This is a genomic window from Rhodanobacter lycopersici, assembly GCF_040812335.1.
In the GTDB taxonomy this organism is placed as follows: Bacteria; Pseudomonadota; Gammaproteobacteria; order Xanthomonadales; family Rhodanobacteraceae; genus Rhodanobacter_A; species Rhodanobacter_A lycopersici.
The window spans coordinates 303,970-320,452 of the sequence record NZ_JBFOHK010000004.1 but is presented as its reverse complement, the minus strand read 5'-3'; the positions used below and the strand labels follow the sequence as shown (position 1 = coordinate 320,452).

The 16,483-nt window shown below is 66.1% G+C and carries 13 protein-coding genes; 7 read left to right on the top strand and 6 right to left on the bottom strand.

What is annotated here, in order from left to right; translation table 11 throughout:
- Positions 1 to 189 precede the first annotated feature (189 nt).
- From ABQJ54_RS15365 to fghA, 7 genes are all read left to right on the top strand, one after another.
- The gene (locus ABQJ54_RS15365; RefSeq protein ID WP_367855190.1) at positions 190 to 894 is read left to right on the top strand and encodes a YggS family pyridoxal phosphate-dependent enzyme; all 705 of its coding nucleotides are present in this window, start codon (positions 190 to 192) and stop codon (positions 892 to 894) included.
- A 234-nt stretch (positions 895 to 1,128) separates the two neighbouring features.
- Entirely contained in the window at positions 1,129 to 1,980 is an 852-nt protein-coding gene (locus ABQJ54_RS15360; RefSeq protein ID WP_367855189.1) for a C40 family peptidase, read from the top strand.
- A 207-nt stretch (positions 1,981 to 2,187) separates the two neighbouring features.
- Positions 2,188 to 2,829 carry a rhomboid family intramembrane serine protease gene (locus ABQJ54_RS15355; RefSeq protein WP_367855188.1) on the top strand — a complete coding sequence of 214 codons (642 nt, stop codon included), beginning with the start codon at positions 2,188 to 2,190 and terminating at the stop codon, positions 2,827 to 2,829.
- Positions 2,830 to 2,844: 15 nt separating this feature from the next.
- Entirely contained in the window at positions 2,845 to 4,212 is a 1,368-nt protein-coding gene (locus ABQJ54_RS15350) for an amino acid permease (protein WP_367855187.1), read from the top strand.
- A gap of 143 nt (positions 4,213 to 4,355) precedes the next feature.
- Positions 4,356 to 4,628, top strand: a complete 273-nt coding sequence (locus ABQJ54_RS15345) for a metal/formaldehyde-sensitive transcriptional repressor (protein ID WP_367855186.1) — start codon at positions 4,356 to 4,358, stop codon at positions 4,626 to 4,628.
- A gap of 48 nt (positions 4,629 to 4,676) precedes the next feature.
- Positions 4,677 to 5,786, top strand: a complete 1,110-nt coding sequence (locus tag ABQJ54_RS15340; protein ID WP_367855185.1) for an S-(hydroxymethyl)glutathione dehydrogenase/class III alcohol dehydrogenase — start codon at positions 4,677 to 4,679, stop codon at positions 5,784 to 5,786.
- Between the two features lie 273 nt (positions 5,787 to 6,059).
- Positions 6,060 to 6,896 carry an S-formylglutathione hydrolase gene (fghA, locus tag ABQJ54_RS15335; protein ID WP_367855184.1) on the top strand — a complete coding sequence of 279 codons (837 nt, stop codon included), beginning with the start codon at positions 6,060 to 6,062 and terminating at the stop codon, positions 6,894 to 6,896.
- A 118-nt stretch (positions 6,897 to 7,014) separates the two neighbouring features.
- Here the strand turns inward: fghA and rapA are convergent, their stop codons facing one another.
- From rapA to pilV, 6 genes are all read right to left on the bottom strand, one after another.
- Positions 7,015 to 9,867, bottom strand: a complete 2,853-nt coding sequence (gene rapA, locus ABQJ54_RS15330) for an RNA polymerase-associated protein RapA (RefSeq protein ID WP_367855183.1) — start codon at positions 9,865 to 9,867, stop codon at positions 7,015 to 7,017.
- Positions 9,868 to 10,093: 226 nt separating this feature from the next.
- Positions 10,094 to 10,498, bottom strand: coding sequence for a type IV pilin protein (locus tag ABQJ54_RS15325; RefSeq protein WP_367855182.1), 405 nt, complete (start codon positions 10,496 to 10,498; stop codon positions 10,094 to 10,096).
- Positions 10,499 to 10,533: 35 nt separating this feature from the next.
- A complete protein-coding gene (locus tag ABQJ54_RS15320; RefSeq protein WP_367855181.1) occupies positions 10,534 to 14,337 on the bottom strand; it encodes a pilus assembly protein in 3,804 nt (1,267 codons plus the stop codon).
- A gap of 20 nt (positions 14,338 to 14,357) precedes the next feature.
- Positions 14,358 to 14,897 carry a pilus assembly PilX family protein gene (locus ABQJ54_RS15315; protein WP_367855180.1) on the bottom strand — a complete coding sequence of 180 codons (540 nt, stop codon included), beginning with the start codon at positions 14,895 to 14,897 and terminating at the stop codon, positions 14,358 to 14,360.
- On the bottom strand, positions 14,894 to 16,072 hold the full coding sequence (locus ABQJ54_RS15310) for a PilW family protein (protein WP_367855179.1): 1,179 nt from the start codon (positions 16,070 to 16,072) through the stop codon (positions 14,894 to 14,896). Before ABQJ54_RS15310 ends, ABQJ54_RS15315 begins: the two co-directional genes overlap by 4 nt.
- Complete coding sequence (gene pilV / locus ABQJ54_RS15305) at positions 15,985 to 16,482, bottom strand: type IV pilus modification protein PilV (RefSeq protein ID WP_367855178.1); 498 nt, start codon at positions 16,480 to 16,482, stop codon at positions 15,985 to 15,987. Before pilV ends, ABQJ54_RS15310 begins: the two co-directional genes overlap by 88 nt.
- Position 16,483 lies beyond the last annotated feature (1 nt).

Here is a 16,483-nt window from a genome sequence, read left to right as displayed (position 1 = left end):
GAGAGGGCCGGGGTGAGGGGGCAAGGTCACGAGAGCATTTGTGCAGAGCCAAAGGCGCTTCGACTGCATGTTTCCGCGAGCACCCGCCCCTCATCTCAATCCTCTTCCTCGCTCACCAAAGCAGGGCCATCCATGGCCCTTCCCCGCGTCCCAGAGGGAAGAGGAGGCAAACGCAAAGAGCCATTACCCATGGATCATTCCCATCTCGCCGCCAACTGGGCCGACGTCCGCCGCCGGGTGGACGAGGCCTGCCGTGCCGCCGGGCGCGACCCGGCCGAAGTCTCCATCCTGCCGGTCAGCAAGACCTTCGACGCCGAGGTGGTGCGCGCGGCGGTGGCGCTGGGCCTGCGCCGCTTCGGCGAGAACAAGGTGCAGGAGATCCGCGACAAGTCCGGGCCGCTGGCCGACTGCGGCATCGCCTGGGTGGTGATCGGCCACCTGCAGACCAACAAGGCCAGGGACGTGGCGCGGCTGGCCAGCGAGGTGCAATCGCTGGACCGCCCCGAACTGGCCGAGGCGCTGCACCACCGACTGCAGATCGAAGGCCGCACCATCGACGTGCTGGTGCAGGTGAAGACCTCCAGCGAGGAGAGCAAGTACGGCCTGCCGCCTGCCGGGCTGCCCGCCTTCCTCGACAGCCTGGCTCGCTACGACACCCTGCGGGTACGCGGCCTGATGACGCTGGCCGTCCACGCGGACGATCCCGGGGAAGTGCGCGCCTGCTTCCGCCAGCTGCGCGAGCTGCGCGATGCAGCGCAGGCGCGCGGGCATGAATTGCCGCGGCTCTCCATGGGCATGAGCGGCGATTTCCCGCTGGCGATCGCCGAGGGCGCCACCGAAGTACGCATCGGTACCGCGATCTTCGGGCGGCGCCCTGCGCCGACAAGCTTCTGAAACGTATCGGAAATCAGGCCTGGAACGCCCGGTTTCGGGATCATTGGAGCAAGTTCCGGAAAAATCTGCTGTTTTTCGGAGCGTGATGGGCACGGCAGTGTTTGCGAACGACGGGGTTCAGTTAACCCCAATCCAACAAACCTCCCGGATCTTCTTGGTAAGTTCATCCCTTCGTCACGTCGCCTGCATGCCAGGTGGCATCTCCGGGTAAGTGTTGTAGGGGGTCATTGCCTCATGCCAATCCAGCGATTGACCGGTGTTGCCGCGCTCGTTTCGATGCTGCTGCTGGCTACTCCCTCGCATGCCGTGACCCACCAGGCCCAGAAAAAGCACGTCCAGCACCGCCACGCACCGGCGCACCACACCAAGTCGCGCCACACCAAGTCCAGCCATCCGCAGCCCCGTGCCGTCGCCAGCGCTTCCGCCGACAGCCATTACTCGCTGGTCACTGGTGGCATCCTCGCCTCCCCGTTGTCGCTGAACCCGCTGCCCGCCCTCAGCCCGATGCCGACGCTGGCTTCGTCCGGCGTGGCGGGCTTCAATGGTGGCACGGCCCCGACCTTTGGCGTCGAGCACAGCCTGCTTGCGCCGGTCGTTGCCGCTTCTGCCGTAGCCGAGGCCGCCAGGCCGGCCGCCAGCCAGGCCGACAACGATGTCGACACGGTCACCGATCTGCGCAAGGCGCTGATCGGGCTGGCGATGAACCTGCGCAACGTGCGCTACGTGCGTGGCGGCCACAGCCCGACCACCGGTTTCGATTGCAGCGGCTTCGTGCGCTACGTGTTCGCCCATGCGATCGGCGTGCAGCTGCCCACCAACTCCGCCTCGCAGTTCCTCGCCGGCCTGAAGGTGAAGCGCGCGGACATGAAGCCGGGCGACCTGGTGTTCTTCCACACCGGCGGCCGTCGCCACCGCATCACCCACGTGGGCATCTACATTTCCAACGGCAATTTCATCCACGCCCCCACCTACGGCAAGTCGGTGCAGATCTCCAGCCTCGACGAGGCCTACTGGGCGAAGCGCTTCGTGGGCGCCAAGCGTCCCGAGGGCATGCTGGCGCTGGCCGGGGGCGGGAGCAACGGTTGATCCCGGGCCTCGCACCTGCATCGAGATCGAGAAGCCGCCCAGCGAGGCGGCTTTGTTTTTGCGATCCTCCCTGATCGCGAAAGTCAAAAGGGCGGCCATCCTGGCCGCACTCTTCAAGTAATGTGCCTTTCCGTACATGTTCGTGGGGCATCGCAGCCGTTACGCTAATGCTTTGCCCTTGTGACACAGGCGTCGACGGAACCCTGCATGCCGAACCTCCCGCCGGTCACCCGCTACCTGCTGATCGCCAACGTACTGGTGTTCGCGTTGCAGCAGCTGTTGCCGGATGCAGGCTCGCTTGCCCTCATCAGCCATTTCGCGCTGTGGCCGCTGGGGCCTTCGCCGTACTCGAATGTCGCGGGGTTCGAACCCTGGCAGCTGGTCACCTATGCATTCATGCATGGCGGTTTCGAGCACATCCTGTTCAACATGTTCGGCCTGTACATGTTCGGCGGGGTGATCGAGCGCACCTTCGGTGCGCGCAACTACACGATCTACTACTTCGTCTGCGCGATCGTGGCGGCGGTGGCGCAGCTCATGGTGGTGAAGTACTTCACCCACGGCTTCTATCCCACCATCGGCGCCTCGGGGGCGCTGTTCGGCCTGTTGCTGGCGTTCGGCATGCTGTACCCGCACGAGAAGATGTTCCTGATCTTCCTGCCGATCCCGATGCCGGCGTGGCTGTTCGTGATCGGCTACGCGGCGGTGGAACTGGTGCTGGGCGTCACCGGCACCCAGGCCGGCGTGGCACATTTCGCGCACCTCGGGGGCATGGTCGGCGGCTATGTCATGATCCAGTACTGGCGCGGCCGCCTGCCGCTGAAACCGAAGCGCCAATTGCTGCGCTGACTCTCAAGGAAATCCATGAGCCACGACCTGCAGCGCCGCCTCACGCCGCGCCACATCACCTTCATGGCGCTGGGCATGTGCATCGGCGCCGGGCTGTTCCTCGGCTCGGGCAGCACGATCAAGCTGGCCGGCCCTTCGGTACTGTTCGCCTACCTGATCTGCGGCGTGATGATCTTCATCATCATGCGCGCGCTGGGCGAGATGGCCGCGCGCGAGCCGATCGCCGGTTCCTTCAGCGCCTACGCGCATAAGTACCTCGGGCCGTTCGCCGGCTACCTCACCGGCTGGAACTACTGGATCCTGATGATGGGCGTCGGCATCGTCGAGAGCACGGCGGTGGGCATCTACATGAAGACCTGGTTCCCGGATTCGCCGCAGTGGATCTGGGCCTTCGCCAGCGTGGCGATGATCGGTGGCCTGAACCTGCTGGCGGTGAAGGTGTACGGCGAGCTGGAGTTCTGGTTCTCGCTGATCAAGGTGCTCACCGTGGTGCTGATGATCCTCGGCGGCTTCGCGATGATCTGGCTGGGCTGGGGCAACCACGGCACGCCGGTGGGCCTGTCCAACCTGTGGACGCACGGCGGCTGGTTTCCGCATGGCGTCACCGGCATGGTGCTGGCGCTGCCGGTACTGGTGTTCTCTTTCGGCGGCATCGAGACGATCGGCATGGCGGCGGCGGAGGCCGCGCAGCCGGAGCGCACCATCCCGCGCGCGGTGAACTCGGTGATCTGGCGCATCCTGATCTTCTACATCGGCTCGCTGTTCGTGATCATGGCGATCTACCCGTGGAACGAGCTGGACGCGAACAGCAGCCCGTTCGTCACCACCTTCGCACGGTTGGGCATTCCCAGTGCGGCGGGGCTGATCAATTTCGTGGTGATCACCGCGGCGCTGTCCAGCTTCAACTCCACCACCTTCAGCGGCAGCCGCATGCTGCACAGCCTCGCCGGCAAGGGCCAGGCGCCGGCGGCGATGGGCCGGACCAGCACGCACGGCGTGCCGGTGCGCGGCGTGCTGGTGACCATGGCGTTCCTGCTGTTCGGCGTGCTGATGAACTACCTGGTGCCGGGGCGCATCTTCGGCATGATGATGTCCATCCTCGCGTTCAACACGGTGTGGACCTGGGGCATGGTGCTGGTGGCGCACTGGAGCTTCCGCCGTCGCCAGCTGCAGCCGCTGGCGTTCCGCCTGCGCGTGTGGCCGCTGTCCAGCGTAGTGTGTCTGGCCTTCCTCGCCTTCGTGTGGGTGATGCTGGGCTACAGCCCGGATACCCGCGTGGCGCTCTACGTGGGCGTGGCGTGGCTGGCGCTGCTCACCGTGGCCTATTACGCGTTCGGCATCGAGCGGCGCATGCGGCAGGCTGCTGCTTCGGGCGTGGCCTGATTTCGAAATAGCCCAGGGCTTGGCGTCCATTCCGCAAGCGCATGGTGTAAGCCGTGCGCTTTTTTGTCTGTGCTGCTCCGGCGCGGCATGACCTTGGCGACGCGATGGCATATACTCCCCTGGGGTATCCAAGGCGAAGGCGCATGCCGTACTCGACGCAGGAAAAGAAGCAGGCGCTGGTGCGCGTTCGTCGCATCGGCGGCCAGCTGGACGCGCTGGCGCAGGCGCTGGAGCAGGAGGTCGACTGCGGCGCCGTGCTGCAGCAGATCGCGGCGATCCGCGGCGCGGTGAACGGGCTGATGGGCGAAGTGCTGGAGAGCCATCTGCGTGCCGGCTTCGCGTCCCGCCGTACCGCGGCAGTCGATGCGGCCGCGCTGGAACAGACCATCACCTTGCTGCGCACCTATCTCAAATAGCCGGCTCTCGCACCGGCCGAACCACCGACCCATTACAGGAGCACCATCATGAAATCCCGTGCCGCCGTCGCCTTCGCCCCCGGCAAGCCGCTGGAGATCGTCGAGATCGACGTGGCTCCGCCGAAGAAGGGCGAGGTGCTGGTGAAGATCAGCCACACCGGCGTCTGCCACACCGATGCGTTCACGCTGTCCGGGGACGATCCGGAGGGTTTGTTCCCCTGCGTGCTGGGCCACGAGGGCGCGGGCGTGGTGGTGGAGGTGGGCGAGGGTGTCACCTCGGTGCGGCCGGGCGACCACGTGATCCCGCTGTACACCGCCGAGTGCGGCGAATGCCTGTTCTGCAAGAGCGGCAAGACCAATCTGTGCACGGCGGTGCGTGCGACGCAGGGCAAGGGCGTGATGCCGGACGGCACCACGCGCTTCTCCTACAACGGCCAGCCGATCCATCACTACATGGGCTGCTCCACCTTCAGCGAGTACACCGTGGTCGCGGAAGTGTCGCTGGCGAAGATCAACCCGCAGGCGGACCACGAGCAGGTCTGCCTGCTGGGTTGCGGCGTCACCACCGGCATCGGCGCGGTGCACAACACCGCCAAGGTGCAGCAAGGCGACAGCGTGGCGGTGTTCGGCCTCGGCGGCATCGGCCTGGCGGTGGTGCAGGGCGCGCGCCAGGCCAAGGCAGGCCGCATCATCGCGGTCGACACCAACCCGGCCAAGTTCGAGCTGGCACGCTCGATGGGCGCCACCGACTGCGTCAACCCGAAGGAGCATGACAAGCCGATCCAGCAGGTGATCGTGGCGATGACCGGCTGGGGCGTGGACCACAGCTTCGAATGCATCGGCAACGTCAACGTGATGCGTGCGGCGCTGGAGTGCGCGCACCGTGGCTGGGGCCAGAGCGTGATCATCGGCGTGGCCGGCGCGGGCCAGGAAATCTCCACGCGGCCGTTCCAGCTGGTCACCGGCCGCAAGTGGATGGGCACTGCGTTCGGCGGCGTGAAGGGTCGCAGCCAGCTGCCCGGCATGGTCGAGGAAGCGATGAAGGGCGAGATCGAGCTGGCGCCGTTCGTCACCCATACCATGGGGCTGGAGCGGATCAACGAGGCCTTCGAGCTCATGCACGACGGCAAGTCGATCCGTTCGGTCATCCACTACTGATTTGAAAGCCCCTCTCCCTCCGGACACGGGGAAGGGCCATGAATGGCCCTGCTTTCCTCGCTCCCCAGGGCCGGGCACATCCATGTGCTCGCTCCGCGTGGAGGAGCGAGGAAGAGGGGTGAGGGTATGGGCGGAGCGCCGCGCTTCGCCCGTACCCTCATCCGCCCTTTACTCGCGCCATCCTGTCGCTCGCCCCTGCGGGGCCAGCTTCGCTGTTCCGCAGGTGCATCCTGCACCTGCAGGTGGGCACTTTCATAAGGCAGGGAGAACCCCGTGAACCTTGAACGCATCGAACACCGCGCCTGCTTCGGTGGCTGGCAGGACGTCTACCGGCACGACTCGTCCGTGCTCGGCTGCACGATGAACTTCGCTGTCTACCTGCCGCCGCAGGTGGAAACGGCGCGGCTGCCGGTGCTGTACTGGCTGTCCGGCCTCACCTGCACCGAGCAGAACTTCATCGCCAAGGCCGGTGCGCAGCGTTACGCGGCCGAGCACGGCGTGATCGTGGTGGCGCCGGATACCAGCCCGCGTGGCGAGGGCGTGGCGGACGACCCGGCGTATGACCTGGGCCAGGGTGCGGGCTTTTACCTCAACGCCACCGAGCAGCCGTGGGCCGCGCATTACCGCATGCGCGACTACGTGGTGGACGAATTGCCTGCGCTGGTGGAGGCGAATTTCCCCGCCAACGATGCGCGCGGCATCAGTGGGCACTCGATGGGTGGCCACGGTGCGCTGACGCTCGCGCTGGGCAACCCGGGGCGTTACCGCAGCGTGTCGGCGCTCGCCCCCATCGTCGCGCCGGCGCGGGTGCCATGGGGCGAGCAGGCGTTCACCGCCTACCTCGGACCGAATCGCGCAGAGTGGGTGCGCCACGACGCCACCGAATTGCTGAAGATCGCCACCGAACGCCTGCCCCTGCTGGTGGACCAGGGCGAGGCCGACGAATTCCTCGCCACGCAGCTCAAGCCGGAACTGCTGCGCGAGGCATGCGTGGAGGCGAACCATCCACTGACCCTGCGCCTGCATCCGGGCTACGACCACAGCTACTACTTCGTGGCCAGCTTCATCGGCGAGCACATTGCCTGGCATGCGCGGGCCATGAAGGCCTGAGGCTCGGCGCAACGAACACGGAGAACCCGTAGGAGCGCACCCTGTGCGCGATGGCTTTTGGCCTCGATCAAGCGCCAAAGCCATCGCGCACAGGGTGCGCTCCTACACGGATGCCGTGTCAGCGCAGGGCTAGGAAGTCGGCACTCACCACGAAACGCACCGCATCCAGGCGCAACCGCGACTGTGGCAGTGCGGTGAGCAAGGCGTCGCGCTCGGCGGCCACCGTGGCGATTTCCGCGGTACTGATCGACGGGTTCACCGCGCGCAGGGCCTGCAGGCGCGACAGCTCCGCGTCCAGCGCGGCGCCGGCCTCGGCCATGGCGTTGTCGATCATCGCCTGCGCGCGGGCGCTGGCCGCGAGTTCCGCCTTCTCCAGCATCGGCGGCACCAGTTTGGCGAGGAACTTGCGGTAGCGCGGCACTTCGATGTTGCGGTCGGCGGCCTTGCGCAGCGCGGCGTCGCTGGGCTGGAAGTCCGCGCGCTCGGCCAGCCGGGTGTCGATGGTGATGGTGATCGGCAGCGCGGGCAGGAAGCGTTCGGCGTCCAGCCGGCGATCGGCGACGCACTCCAGCACGAACACGGTCTGCAGCAGCGCACTGCGCGGCGGCAGCGCGTCGTCCACCATGAAGGCGGCATTGCCCTGTTCCCCGGAGAGCGCGAGGTCCAGCGCGCCGGCGATCATCGGATGATCGAGCCGCAGCAGCGGCAGCTCCTCGCGCGCCAGCGCCACGGCGCGGCTGAAGGTGGCCGACTGCGGACCTTCGGCGAAGCCGGGCAGGGCGTCGGTGGAGAGATATTGCGGATCGAGCAGCAACACCTTGCCGCCCAGCTCCTCGGCATGGATGCCGTAGGCTTCCAGCAGGCGCTGCACGAAGGCGTCGCGGGCCGGGTCTTCGTCCTCGCGGCGGAAGGCCTGGCCCAGTTCCTCGGCGTGCAGATCACGGCTGGTGGCCAGCTCCAGCAGATGGTCGCGGCCCTCGCGGATCAGTTCGGCCATCTGCTCGTGGGCGGCGCGCGTCTCGACCAGCAGGACATCCAGCTCCTGGTCGCGGCCGTCGTCGCCGCGCGCATGCTGGTCGGCGAGTCGCGCCAGCGTGTCGCCATAGCGGCGCAGCAGCTCGCGGCCATCGGCCGGGCTCTGGCGGAACGCATCCACGCCCTCGTCGTACCAGCGTGCCAGCACATGCTGCGCGCTGTCGGCCACGGCAAGGATGTGGATGCTGATGTCGTGGGTCTGGCCGATGCGGTCGAGGCGGCCGATGCGCTGCTCCAGCAGGTCGGGGTCGAGCGGCAGGTCCCACAGCACCAGCCGGTGCGCGAACTGGAAGTTGCGGCCTTCCGAGCCGATCTCCGAGCACAGCAGCAGGCGCGCGCCGTCGGGCTGCGCGAAGTACGCCGCGTTGCGGTCGCGCTGCACGATGCCCAGGCCTTCGTGGAAACGCGCGATGCCGGCGCCGCTGCGCGTGCGCAGCGCCTCCTCCAGCGCCAGCACCTTGGCCTGGCTGCGGCAGATCAGCAGGAACTTGTCCTGCGGATGCGCGTCGAGCAGGGTCACCAGCGCTTCGAGGCGCGGATCGTTCGCGTAGTCGTGCTCCAGCACGGGGGGCGGTTGCTGGAGGTCGGCGTGGAATTCGGCGAGCAGGGCCTGACGTGCGGTCTCGTCGAGGCCGGCGGCATCCAGCACATGCCACTGCGGCACGCGCTGGGGGAAACCGCCGATGCCGGCGCGACGGTTGCGGAACATCGCACGGCCGGTGCCGTGGCGGTCGATCAGCGCGGCGAGGATCTCGCGCGCATGCTCGGGCCTGGTGGTGTTGGCGAGCCGCGCCTCCAGCGCTGCATCGCCGGCGAAGGCGCTGCGCAGCGTGGCGAGCTGGGCCTCGTCCAGCGCCTCGCCGTCGAGCAGCTTGTCGGCCATCTGCGACAGTGGCTGGAAGCGTTCGGCCTCGGCGAGGTAGGCGTCCAGGTCGTGGTAGCGCTGTGGGTCGAGCAGGCGCAGGCGGGCGAAGTGACCGCTGCGGCCCAGCTGTTCCGGCGTGGCGGTGAGCAGGATCACGCCGGGCGTCTTCGCGGCCAGCCGCTCCACCAACGTGTAGCGCGGGCTGGCGGCCTCGGGTGTCCAGGCGAGGTGGTGCGCCTCGTCCACCACCAGCAGGTCCCATGGCGCATCCAGCAGTTGCTGCGCGCGCTTCGGGTTCGCTTCGAGGAAGGCGAAGTCCGCGATCACCAGCTGCTCGTCCTCGAACGGGTTGGTGGGTGCGGCAGCACCGTCCAGCGGCAGCTCCAGCGACTCGCAGCGCTCCTCGTCGTAGATCGCGAAGCTGAGGTTGAAGCGGCGCAGCAGCTCGACGAACCACTGGTAGACCAGGGTGTCGGGCAGCAGCAGCAGCACGCGCGAGGCGCGGCCGGTGGCGAGCTGGCGCGCCACGATCATGCCTGCCTCGATGGTCTTGCCCAGGCCCACCTCGTCGGCCAGCAGCACGCGCGGCGGCCGGCGCGCCGAGGCGATGCCCGCCACGCGCAGCTGGTGCGGCACCAGGCCCACGCGCGCGGCACCCAGGCCCCAGGCCGGCGAGCGGCGCGCTTCAGCGCGGTGGCGCAGGCCTTCCACGCGCAGCTCGAACTGCGCCACCGGATCTGTGCGGCCACCAATCAGGCGATCGTCGGCCTGGCTTACGCTCTGCTCGTCGTCGAGCTGGCCTTCGTGCAGCTCGCGACCCTCGCCACGGTAGATCAGCAGGTCGTCGCGGATCTCCACGCGCTCGACCAGAAACGCGATGCCCTTGCCGGCCACGCGCTGGCCGGCGCGGAACTCGGCCCGCACCAGCGGCGCGGAATCGGCGGCGTATGGCCGCAGCACGCCGGCCTTGGCGAACAGCACCTGCACGCCGCGTCCCTCGACGCGCAGCACGGTGCCGAGGCCGAGCTCGGGCTCGGCGGTGGAGATCCAGCGTTGACCAGGTACGAACATTGCACAGCTTGCTTCGACTCGGGGCCAACAATTATCCGCGTTGCGGGGCCGGATGGACAGCGCGAGGACATGCAGACGCCATCGTGCCCGGCTCATTGGCCACAACGGCAATGCCGCCAGAACCGCCAGGAGCCTTGCCGGTCAATCGGTCGTTAGGGTTGTTCAAACTTCGGCGTCTTGGCACCGCTTGGTCATGCCGGTGCCGAGCGCCCATCGTCTTGCCGGGTCACTGCTGCCAGCAGGACGAGGTGGTCGGGGATGGCGTCTTGGTGCCGGTGTTGTCGACAGAGAAGCTCGGGCAGGCCGTGTCGCCCGCCTGCGGGCCACCCGTCACGGGGGTGGCGGTGATGGTATAGGTGCTCGAGGTGCTGGCCAGCGCCACGGTGTAATACCCCGACGGAGAAGTGGCGGGCATGCTTGGGCAGCCATTGGCTGCCGACGATACGTTTGCGTAGCTGAAGGTGAGTGCGTAGCAGCGCTCAAGGATGCCCTGGTCCTGCGACAGCGCGGCATAGGCGTCCGAACGCCGGCTTTGCTGCGCGTATCTGAGGTAGCTGCTGACGGCAAGGCCGGCAAGAATCGCGATGATCGCCACGACGATCATCAGTTCGATCAGACTGAAGCCACGCATTCCGTATCTATGGTTCGGTTTCGTCATGATGGTTCTCACTGGACTTGCCACCAGCCGAGACGGCCGGACTTGTCGCCTTTGGTCGGTGGCGGTGGCGGAAGTGGTGACCCTGGCAGCGGCGCACCGCCGCTGATGATCTGTGAGTTGGTGTTCCCATTGTTCCCCATGCTGGTGGCTGCGGAACTGTAGCCATTACCGATGAAGATGCCGGTGGGATTGCTATTGGTAAGCCTGCTGCCGGCGCCGCTGGCCACGCCCGGGACAATCGTGACGCCACCGCCGAAGCCAATGGCTGCTTCCGGGAACGGCGTGCCGCTGTCGTATTGCACATACATCAGGTACGAACTGGGCGTGCCACACGAGGTGGACGTGGCATCAGGCGGAATGTTGACCGCGAACAGCACGCCGCCACTTTCGACCGCCGAGGCGTTGAACACGCGTGGTGCCGGAGCGGAAGTGCTGCTCACCAGCGGCGACAGGTCGAAGTACCAGCCTTCCACCGGGTTTGCCGTCAGGCTGGCTGGCGGCGGCGTCGGGTTGGCGTAGGTAATGCTGTTGTAGGTCAGGTTTACCTCGTTGCTGGTGGAGAAGATGGCCGGCGTCGATACCCCGCCCACGGTGTAGCTGCCCAGCGAGATCGTCTGCGATTGCAGGTTGCTGCGCTTGTAAGGGGGAGACGGGACTTGCCCGGTCGGGTAATTGGACAGGTCGCTGGTGTTGTCCCATACGCCGTAGAAACTCTGCGTGCTGGTGCTGGTGAGGTCGGTCGTCTGAAGGAACATGCCGGTGCCGAAGTACACCATCGAGCCGAGGTAGGACTGGCCGTTCATGCCCGGGAAGTTGGGGTTGGGTGTCACCGACGGGGCGCTGGTGATCGGTTGCGCATTGTTACTGGAGTCGCGTGCCTGGAAGAGCAGCTTCACCGTCCACTTGGTCGGATCCGCGTTGCCGATGTTGATGGCCCACAGGTTGCCCTGCAGGTCGCCCGCGTAAACCATGTCCTGCGGCACGCCCACCAGGCCGCTGGAGTTGGTCGCCGTGACGCTGGACAAGCCATTGGCTGCGCTGCTGCTGCAAGCCGTGGTAGGCACGCCTGCGGCGGTGCAGAGATTGATCTTGGCGATCTGCTGGCCGGTGGAGGCATCCACGGCATAGAAGATGGGTTGGCCGCTGGGGCTGTTGTAGCCATTGCCGAAGATCACGGCAAAACCTTGCGTCACCTGGCTGTCGCTGGCATCGGTCACGCTCACCGCATTCGAGCGCACGATCACGGGGGCGCTGTAGCTGTAGCCCATGTCCGAGTCGGTGAACTCCCACAGCACGTCGCTGGCCACGGCCGAGTCGGAGGTGTAGCCGGACGGGTTGGTCACGTCGATGGCGTAGATGCTGTTGCCGCCGGCGTTCTCGCCGCCCACCAGCAAGGTGTGCCAGTTCCCGTCGGACAGCATGGCGTCGTCCACATAGGGGGTGCCATCCACGTAGAAGTGGTGGTTATACAAATAATAGGGGCTGGTGAGCTGGTAGAGGTTGGCGAAAACACCGTAAGGGATGAACGCCATCACCTCATTGCCGGTGCTGGCATTGAATCCGTGCAGCATGCCGTCGTTGGCACCCACGTAAAGTATGGGGGTGCGGCTGGCGTTGTTGGTCGCGAAAGTCTGGTAGGACGCGTCGGGGAAGTAATCGGATGGCGCTCCGACATAGGCCGGCGAGCTGTCCACGATGTCGCCCAGCAGGTGCTCGCGGGTGCGGAAGATGCCGCCGGAATTGCTTTGCTCTTCGCTGTGGTCGCCGCGCAGATAGTTGAGGCGCAGTTGGCCATTGGTATCGCTGGGCTGCAAATCGCCCTGCAGGGTGCTCGACAGGGTGTTCCAGTCGAACCCGACGGCAGCAGGGGTGGCAGTCGTGCCGCCCGAGGCTACGTGGTAGGGATCCCAGGTGGCGATGTTGCGGGTGGTGGCGGGGCTGGCCAGCGCATCGAGTTGCGCCTGGGCACTCCAGGTTGCCGTTGTATTGATGACGGCATTGGCATTGATGCCGTATTCCTGCAGATCGCCGGTCCACGCGTTGCTGGTGGCGGAGCCGGGGTTGAACGTGGCCTGGTAGATGTAGGAGTTGTTGGTCAGCGAGGTGGAGTTGGCCGCCGCGGAACTGGATGAAGTGTTCTGGCTGGAGATGTTGGACAGGATGGCGGACAGGTCCTGGACCAGGTCCGCCGTGCTGGAAGCAGGGAAGTAGCCATCGGCGCTGGTCGAGGAGGTGCCGCCGGCAACGGCCATGGCCTTCATGGCCAACCCGGCGGCGGAACTCGGATCGCTGACGCCGGCACCCAGGCCGATGACATAGGTTTCGATGCCGTTGTTCTGCAGGGTCTGGATCTGGGAGATGGTGTCGATCATCGCCTGGTCGTTGGTGCCGCCGCCTGCGGTGGTGTTCAACGAGCCATCCGCATTGTAGGCGGCGGTTACGCCGTAGCCGGCGGCCGATGCGCTGCCCAGGGGGGGCCAGTTGTTGCCGCTGCTGTCCATGGTAGGCAGGCCGTCGGTCACCAGCACCACGTATTGCTTGGGCGGCGTGCAATCGGCGGATGCGGCGGCGAGGCTGGTCTTCAGCGTGCTGGAGGCACCCGCCAGCAAAGCGGGCAGCGGCGACTGGTAGGCCAGCGCCTTGATCTCGCTGCTGCTGGTTGAATTGGTTTCCGGCGCGAGATATTTGGCGAATTTGCCCATGGCCGTGGTGACCGACGCGGCAGTAGGCGAGGTACCGGCCGAGGTCATGGCCACCACGTTGTTGCCCGTGGTGTGCGACATGCTTTTGACGTAGTAGCCGAAGCCGCGCTGGGCGTACATCACCTGCGTTGAATACGGGACGTAACCGGCGTTGGTCGGGCCGGTGCTCGTACCGTTGCCGCTGGGAACGACCTTGCTATAGGAAACCGAGATGCTGCCGCTTTCGTAATCGGCGAGGCTCTTGTTTGGCGGGTACGGGTTGGTGGGGGTGACGGTGCCGTAGTCGATGTAGACGGGGCTGTTGCCGCTGGAATAGAGCACGTCGTTGATGTCGGCATCGTCGCTGGACGCTCCGATGACCATGTACTGGCTGTTCCCGACCGTCGATGAAGAGTAAAGGGTCGAGCTGATGGAGCTGCAGTTGCTCTTGACCGTTGAGCTGCTACTGCTGGAGTAATTCCAGCAAGGGTTGGTGACGTAGTCGGTGCCGCTGGCCGGTTGGGTGTTGGTGAAGCTGAAACCCGAGTTGTTGGACATGTAGTACACCCAGGTGGTGTACAGCGAATTGCCGCTGGTGCTGTAGTCCTCCAGGGCGAAATCGGTGGTCGGGAAGTACTGGTTCATGATCGCCAGCATGCCTTCCTTGGCCACGTTCAGGCGGCTGGCGCTGGTGTCGTATTCGGTCGTGCCGCAGGTGGTGGTGTAGGGCTCGTCGCCGACGCTTGACGTGGCGGCCGGGACATCGGGGCAGGTGCTGGGCAACGCCAGCGTGAGATCGGCGTTCGCCGTATTGGAGGGCGGGGTGTAGCCGCTGGGAACCGTGTAGTTGACGGGCGAGCTGGAGCCGCTGAGCCCGGTGACGGTACCGGAGCCGGTCATGATGGCGCCGGACAGGTCGCCGTCCATCGACTGCGAGTTGCCGATGGCGAAGATCACCTGCGGATGGACAGGCGAGGTCACGGTCAACGGCGTCTGCGAAATGGTGAGCGACGGCGGCGTGGCAGCCAGCACCACGGCCGGAAGATAGGCTACGCCACTCAGTGCCACCGCCAGTGCGGTGAACGTGGCGCGCCGCAGAATTCGGAGGCTGGCATGCTTCGAGATGTTCATAGGGGCGAGTCGTCGCAGGATTACGCGGGCAGTTGGTAGAGGGTTTGCAACATCACCACGGACTGGTTGTTCGGGCCGACGGCGCGCACGGTGATGCGGAATACCCGCATCGTGCTGCCGCCCTTGACACGTACCGAGGGCAGCATTTCGATCATGTACTGGCACAGGCTTGTCGCCATGCTCGTGGGGCTGGCGCAGCTCAGCGCAGGCGTATTGGTGAGGTTGCTGCCCCAGTTGGAGGGGACCTTCCACGGCAGCGGCGTGCTGCTGTTGTAATTGCTGGCCTCGAAGTAGTAGTACCCGCCGGTGTTGGCGTAATAGGCGGTCGGCAGGGACGAGATGGCGCCGCTGTTGAGGTCGTTGACCACTTCGCGCAGCCCGGATTCGGCCGCCTGCAAGGTCACCTGCTCCACGGCGGCGTTGCCGGCCATGCGGGTTTGCGAACTGATCTGCTCCACAATCACCAGCGAGGCGATGGTAAGCACCAGCAGCATGATGAGCACGGTGGGCAGCACGATGCCACGACTGCCGTGCCGGGGAAGGTGGACTTGCGCGGTCATAGCGTGGTGTTCCGGGTGTTGACGGTCAGATAGAAGACATGGCGCATGCGCGAGTCCGCCGGCATGGAAACGGTTTTGCCGAACAGCGTGTAGCTCCATGCCGCCGGGGGCACCGTTGCCGAGCCGAGGCCGCCCTCCACCACAAAGCCGAGCTTGACCGAGGTGACCTGCGACCAGTCGCTGACCTCGCTGGCATCGACGTATTGGCCGGCGGTTTCGTCTCCGCCGGCGCCGATGCCGTACAGCACCTTCATGGCCGCCACGCCTGGAACCATCTCGTTCATCTTCCACGCGGCTCCCGCTGCGGTGGTGGCGCCAGCCGGCAGGGTCATCACACCCTGCCAGAGCGCGCTCTGGCCGCCGTCGCCCTTGGCCACGAAAAACACGGTCTGTTGCACGGGAATCAATTGGCTGTTGGCCTGATAGCTGGGTGTGCTGCCAGGTCCGGAGCTGAACGCCACGCTGTCCGAGCCGATACCGGTGGCCATGAAGATCGTGCTCTTGCTGCAGTCGGACACGGCCACCATCTGCGCACCGCCGCCATTGATCGCCTCGAGCTGGGTCGTGTCGTTGACCGCAATGGGGCTGCCCGTGATGGGAGCCGTGACGCCGATGGGCGAGGCGTTCTGGGCGGCGCCGATCACGACCAGCACGTCGCTGCCTTGCTCTGGGCCGCCATTGCTCGCAGTGGTGATGGATGCGTCCAGCGAGGGCGTCCAGTCGCTGGCGGTGCTGTCATCGCCGGCATTGTCCACGAGGCTGGCAGGCATGGTGCCGGTATAGCCCTGCACCGTGCTGTTGGCGTTGAAGGTGAGCGGCGTGGCCGGGGATGAGATGGAGGAGATGACGCCATTGCCGATGGTGCCGCAGCCCGTGAAGCCGGCACCACGCACCACCGGGGTGACCAGGGCGGCAATGGCGTTGTCCGAGTCCTGTATCAGCGATTGCGATGAGGAGTTGTTGTACACCTGCCGTTGCGCCACGAAGATCACGATGACGCCAGCCACCACGATCAGGCCAAGGGCCGCCGCCAGCATCAGTTCAAGCAATCCGAAGCCGCCCATGCGGCTGCGTCCGGTGCCGTATTTCATAGCGAGGTGACCACGGTGTAGGAGGCTGGGGTGAGGTTGCTGGTGGCGACGTTGAAGGTGGTCTGGGCGGGGGTGTCGATCCATTGCACGGTCACCGTGATGGTGGTGGTGCTGTTCGGGCCGCTGGTCAGGGTGATTGAGCCTTGGCCGTTGGGCAGGTTTCTGAGCAGGCTTTGCCACTCCCATACGTCCCACGCAGCCATTTCGGCGCTGGTGCAGGATGACGTGGTGCAGTCGGGCGACGGGGCCGTGCCGGGGGCTGCCATGGACGCGGTGTAGGGGCCGCCGGCGTTCACGGAGGCGGCATTGGCCCGCATGCGATCAACGATGTCGTAGGCGTATTGCACGGCGTTTTGCCGGAGATAGCTGGAGCTCGCGCTGCGCGTCGCCGTCAGCAAGGTGCCGGCGATGCCGAGCAGCCCGAGCGTGACGATCAGTACGGCGACCATCACCTCGATCAGGCTGAAACCGTGGTTTGGATGCTTGGTTTTCATG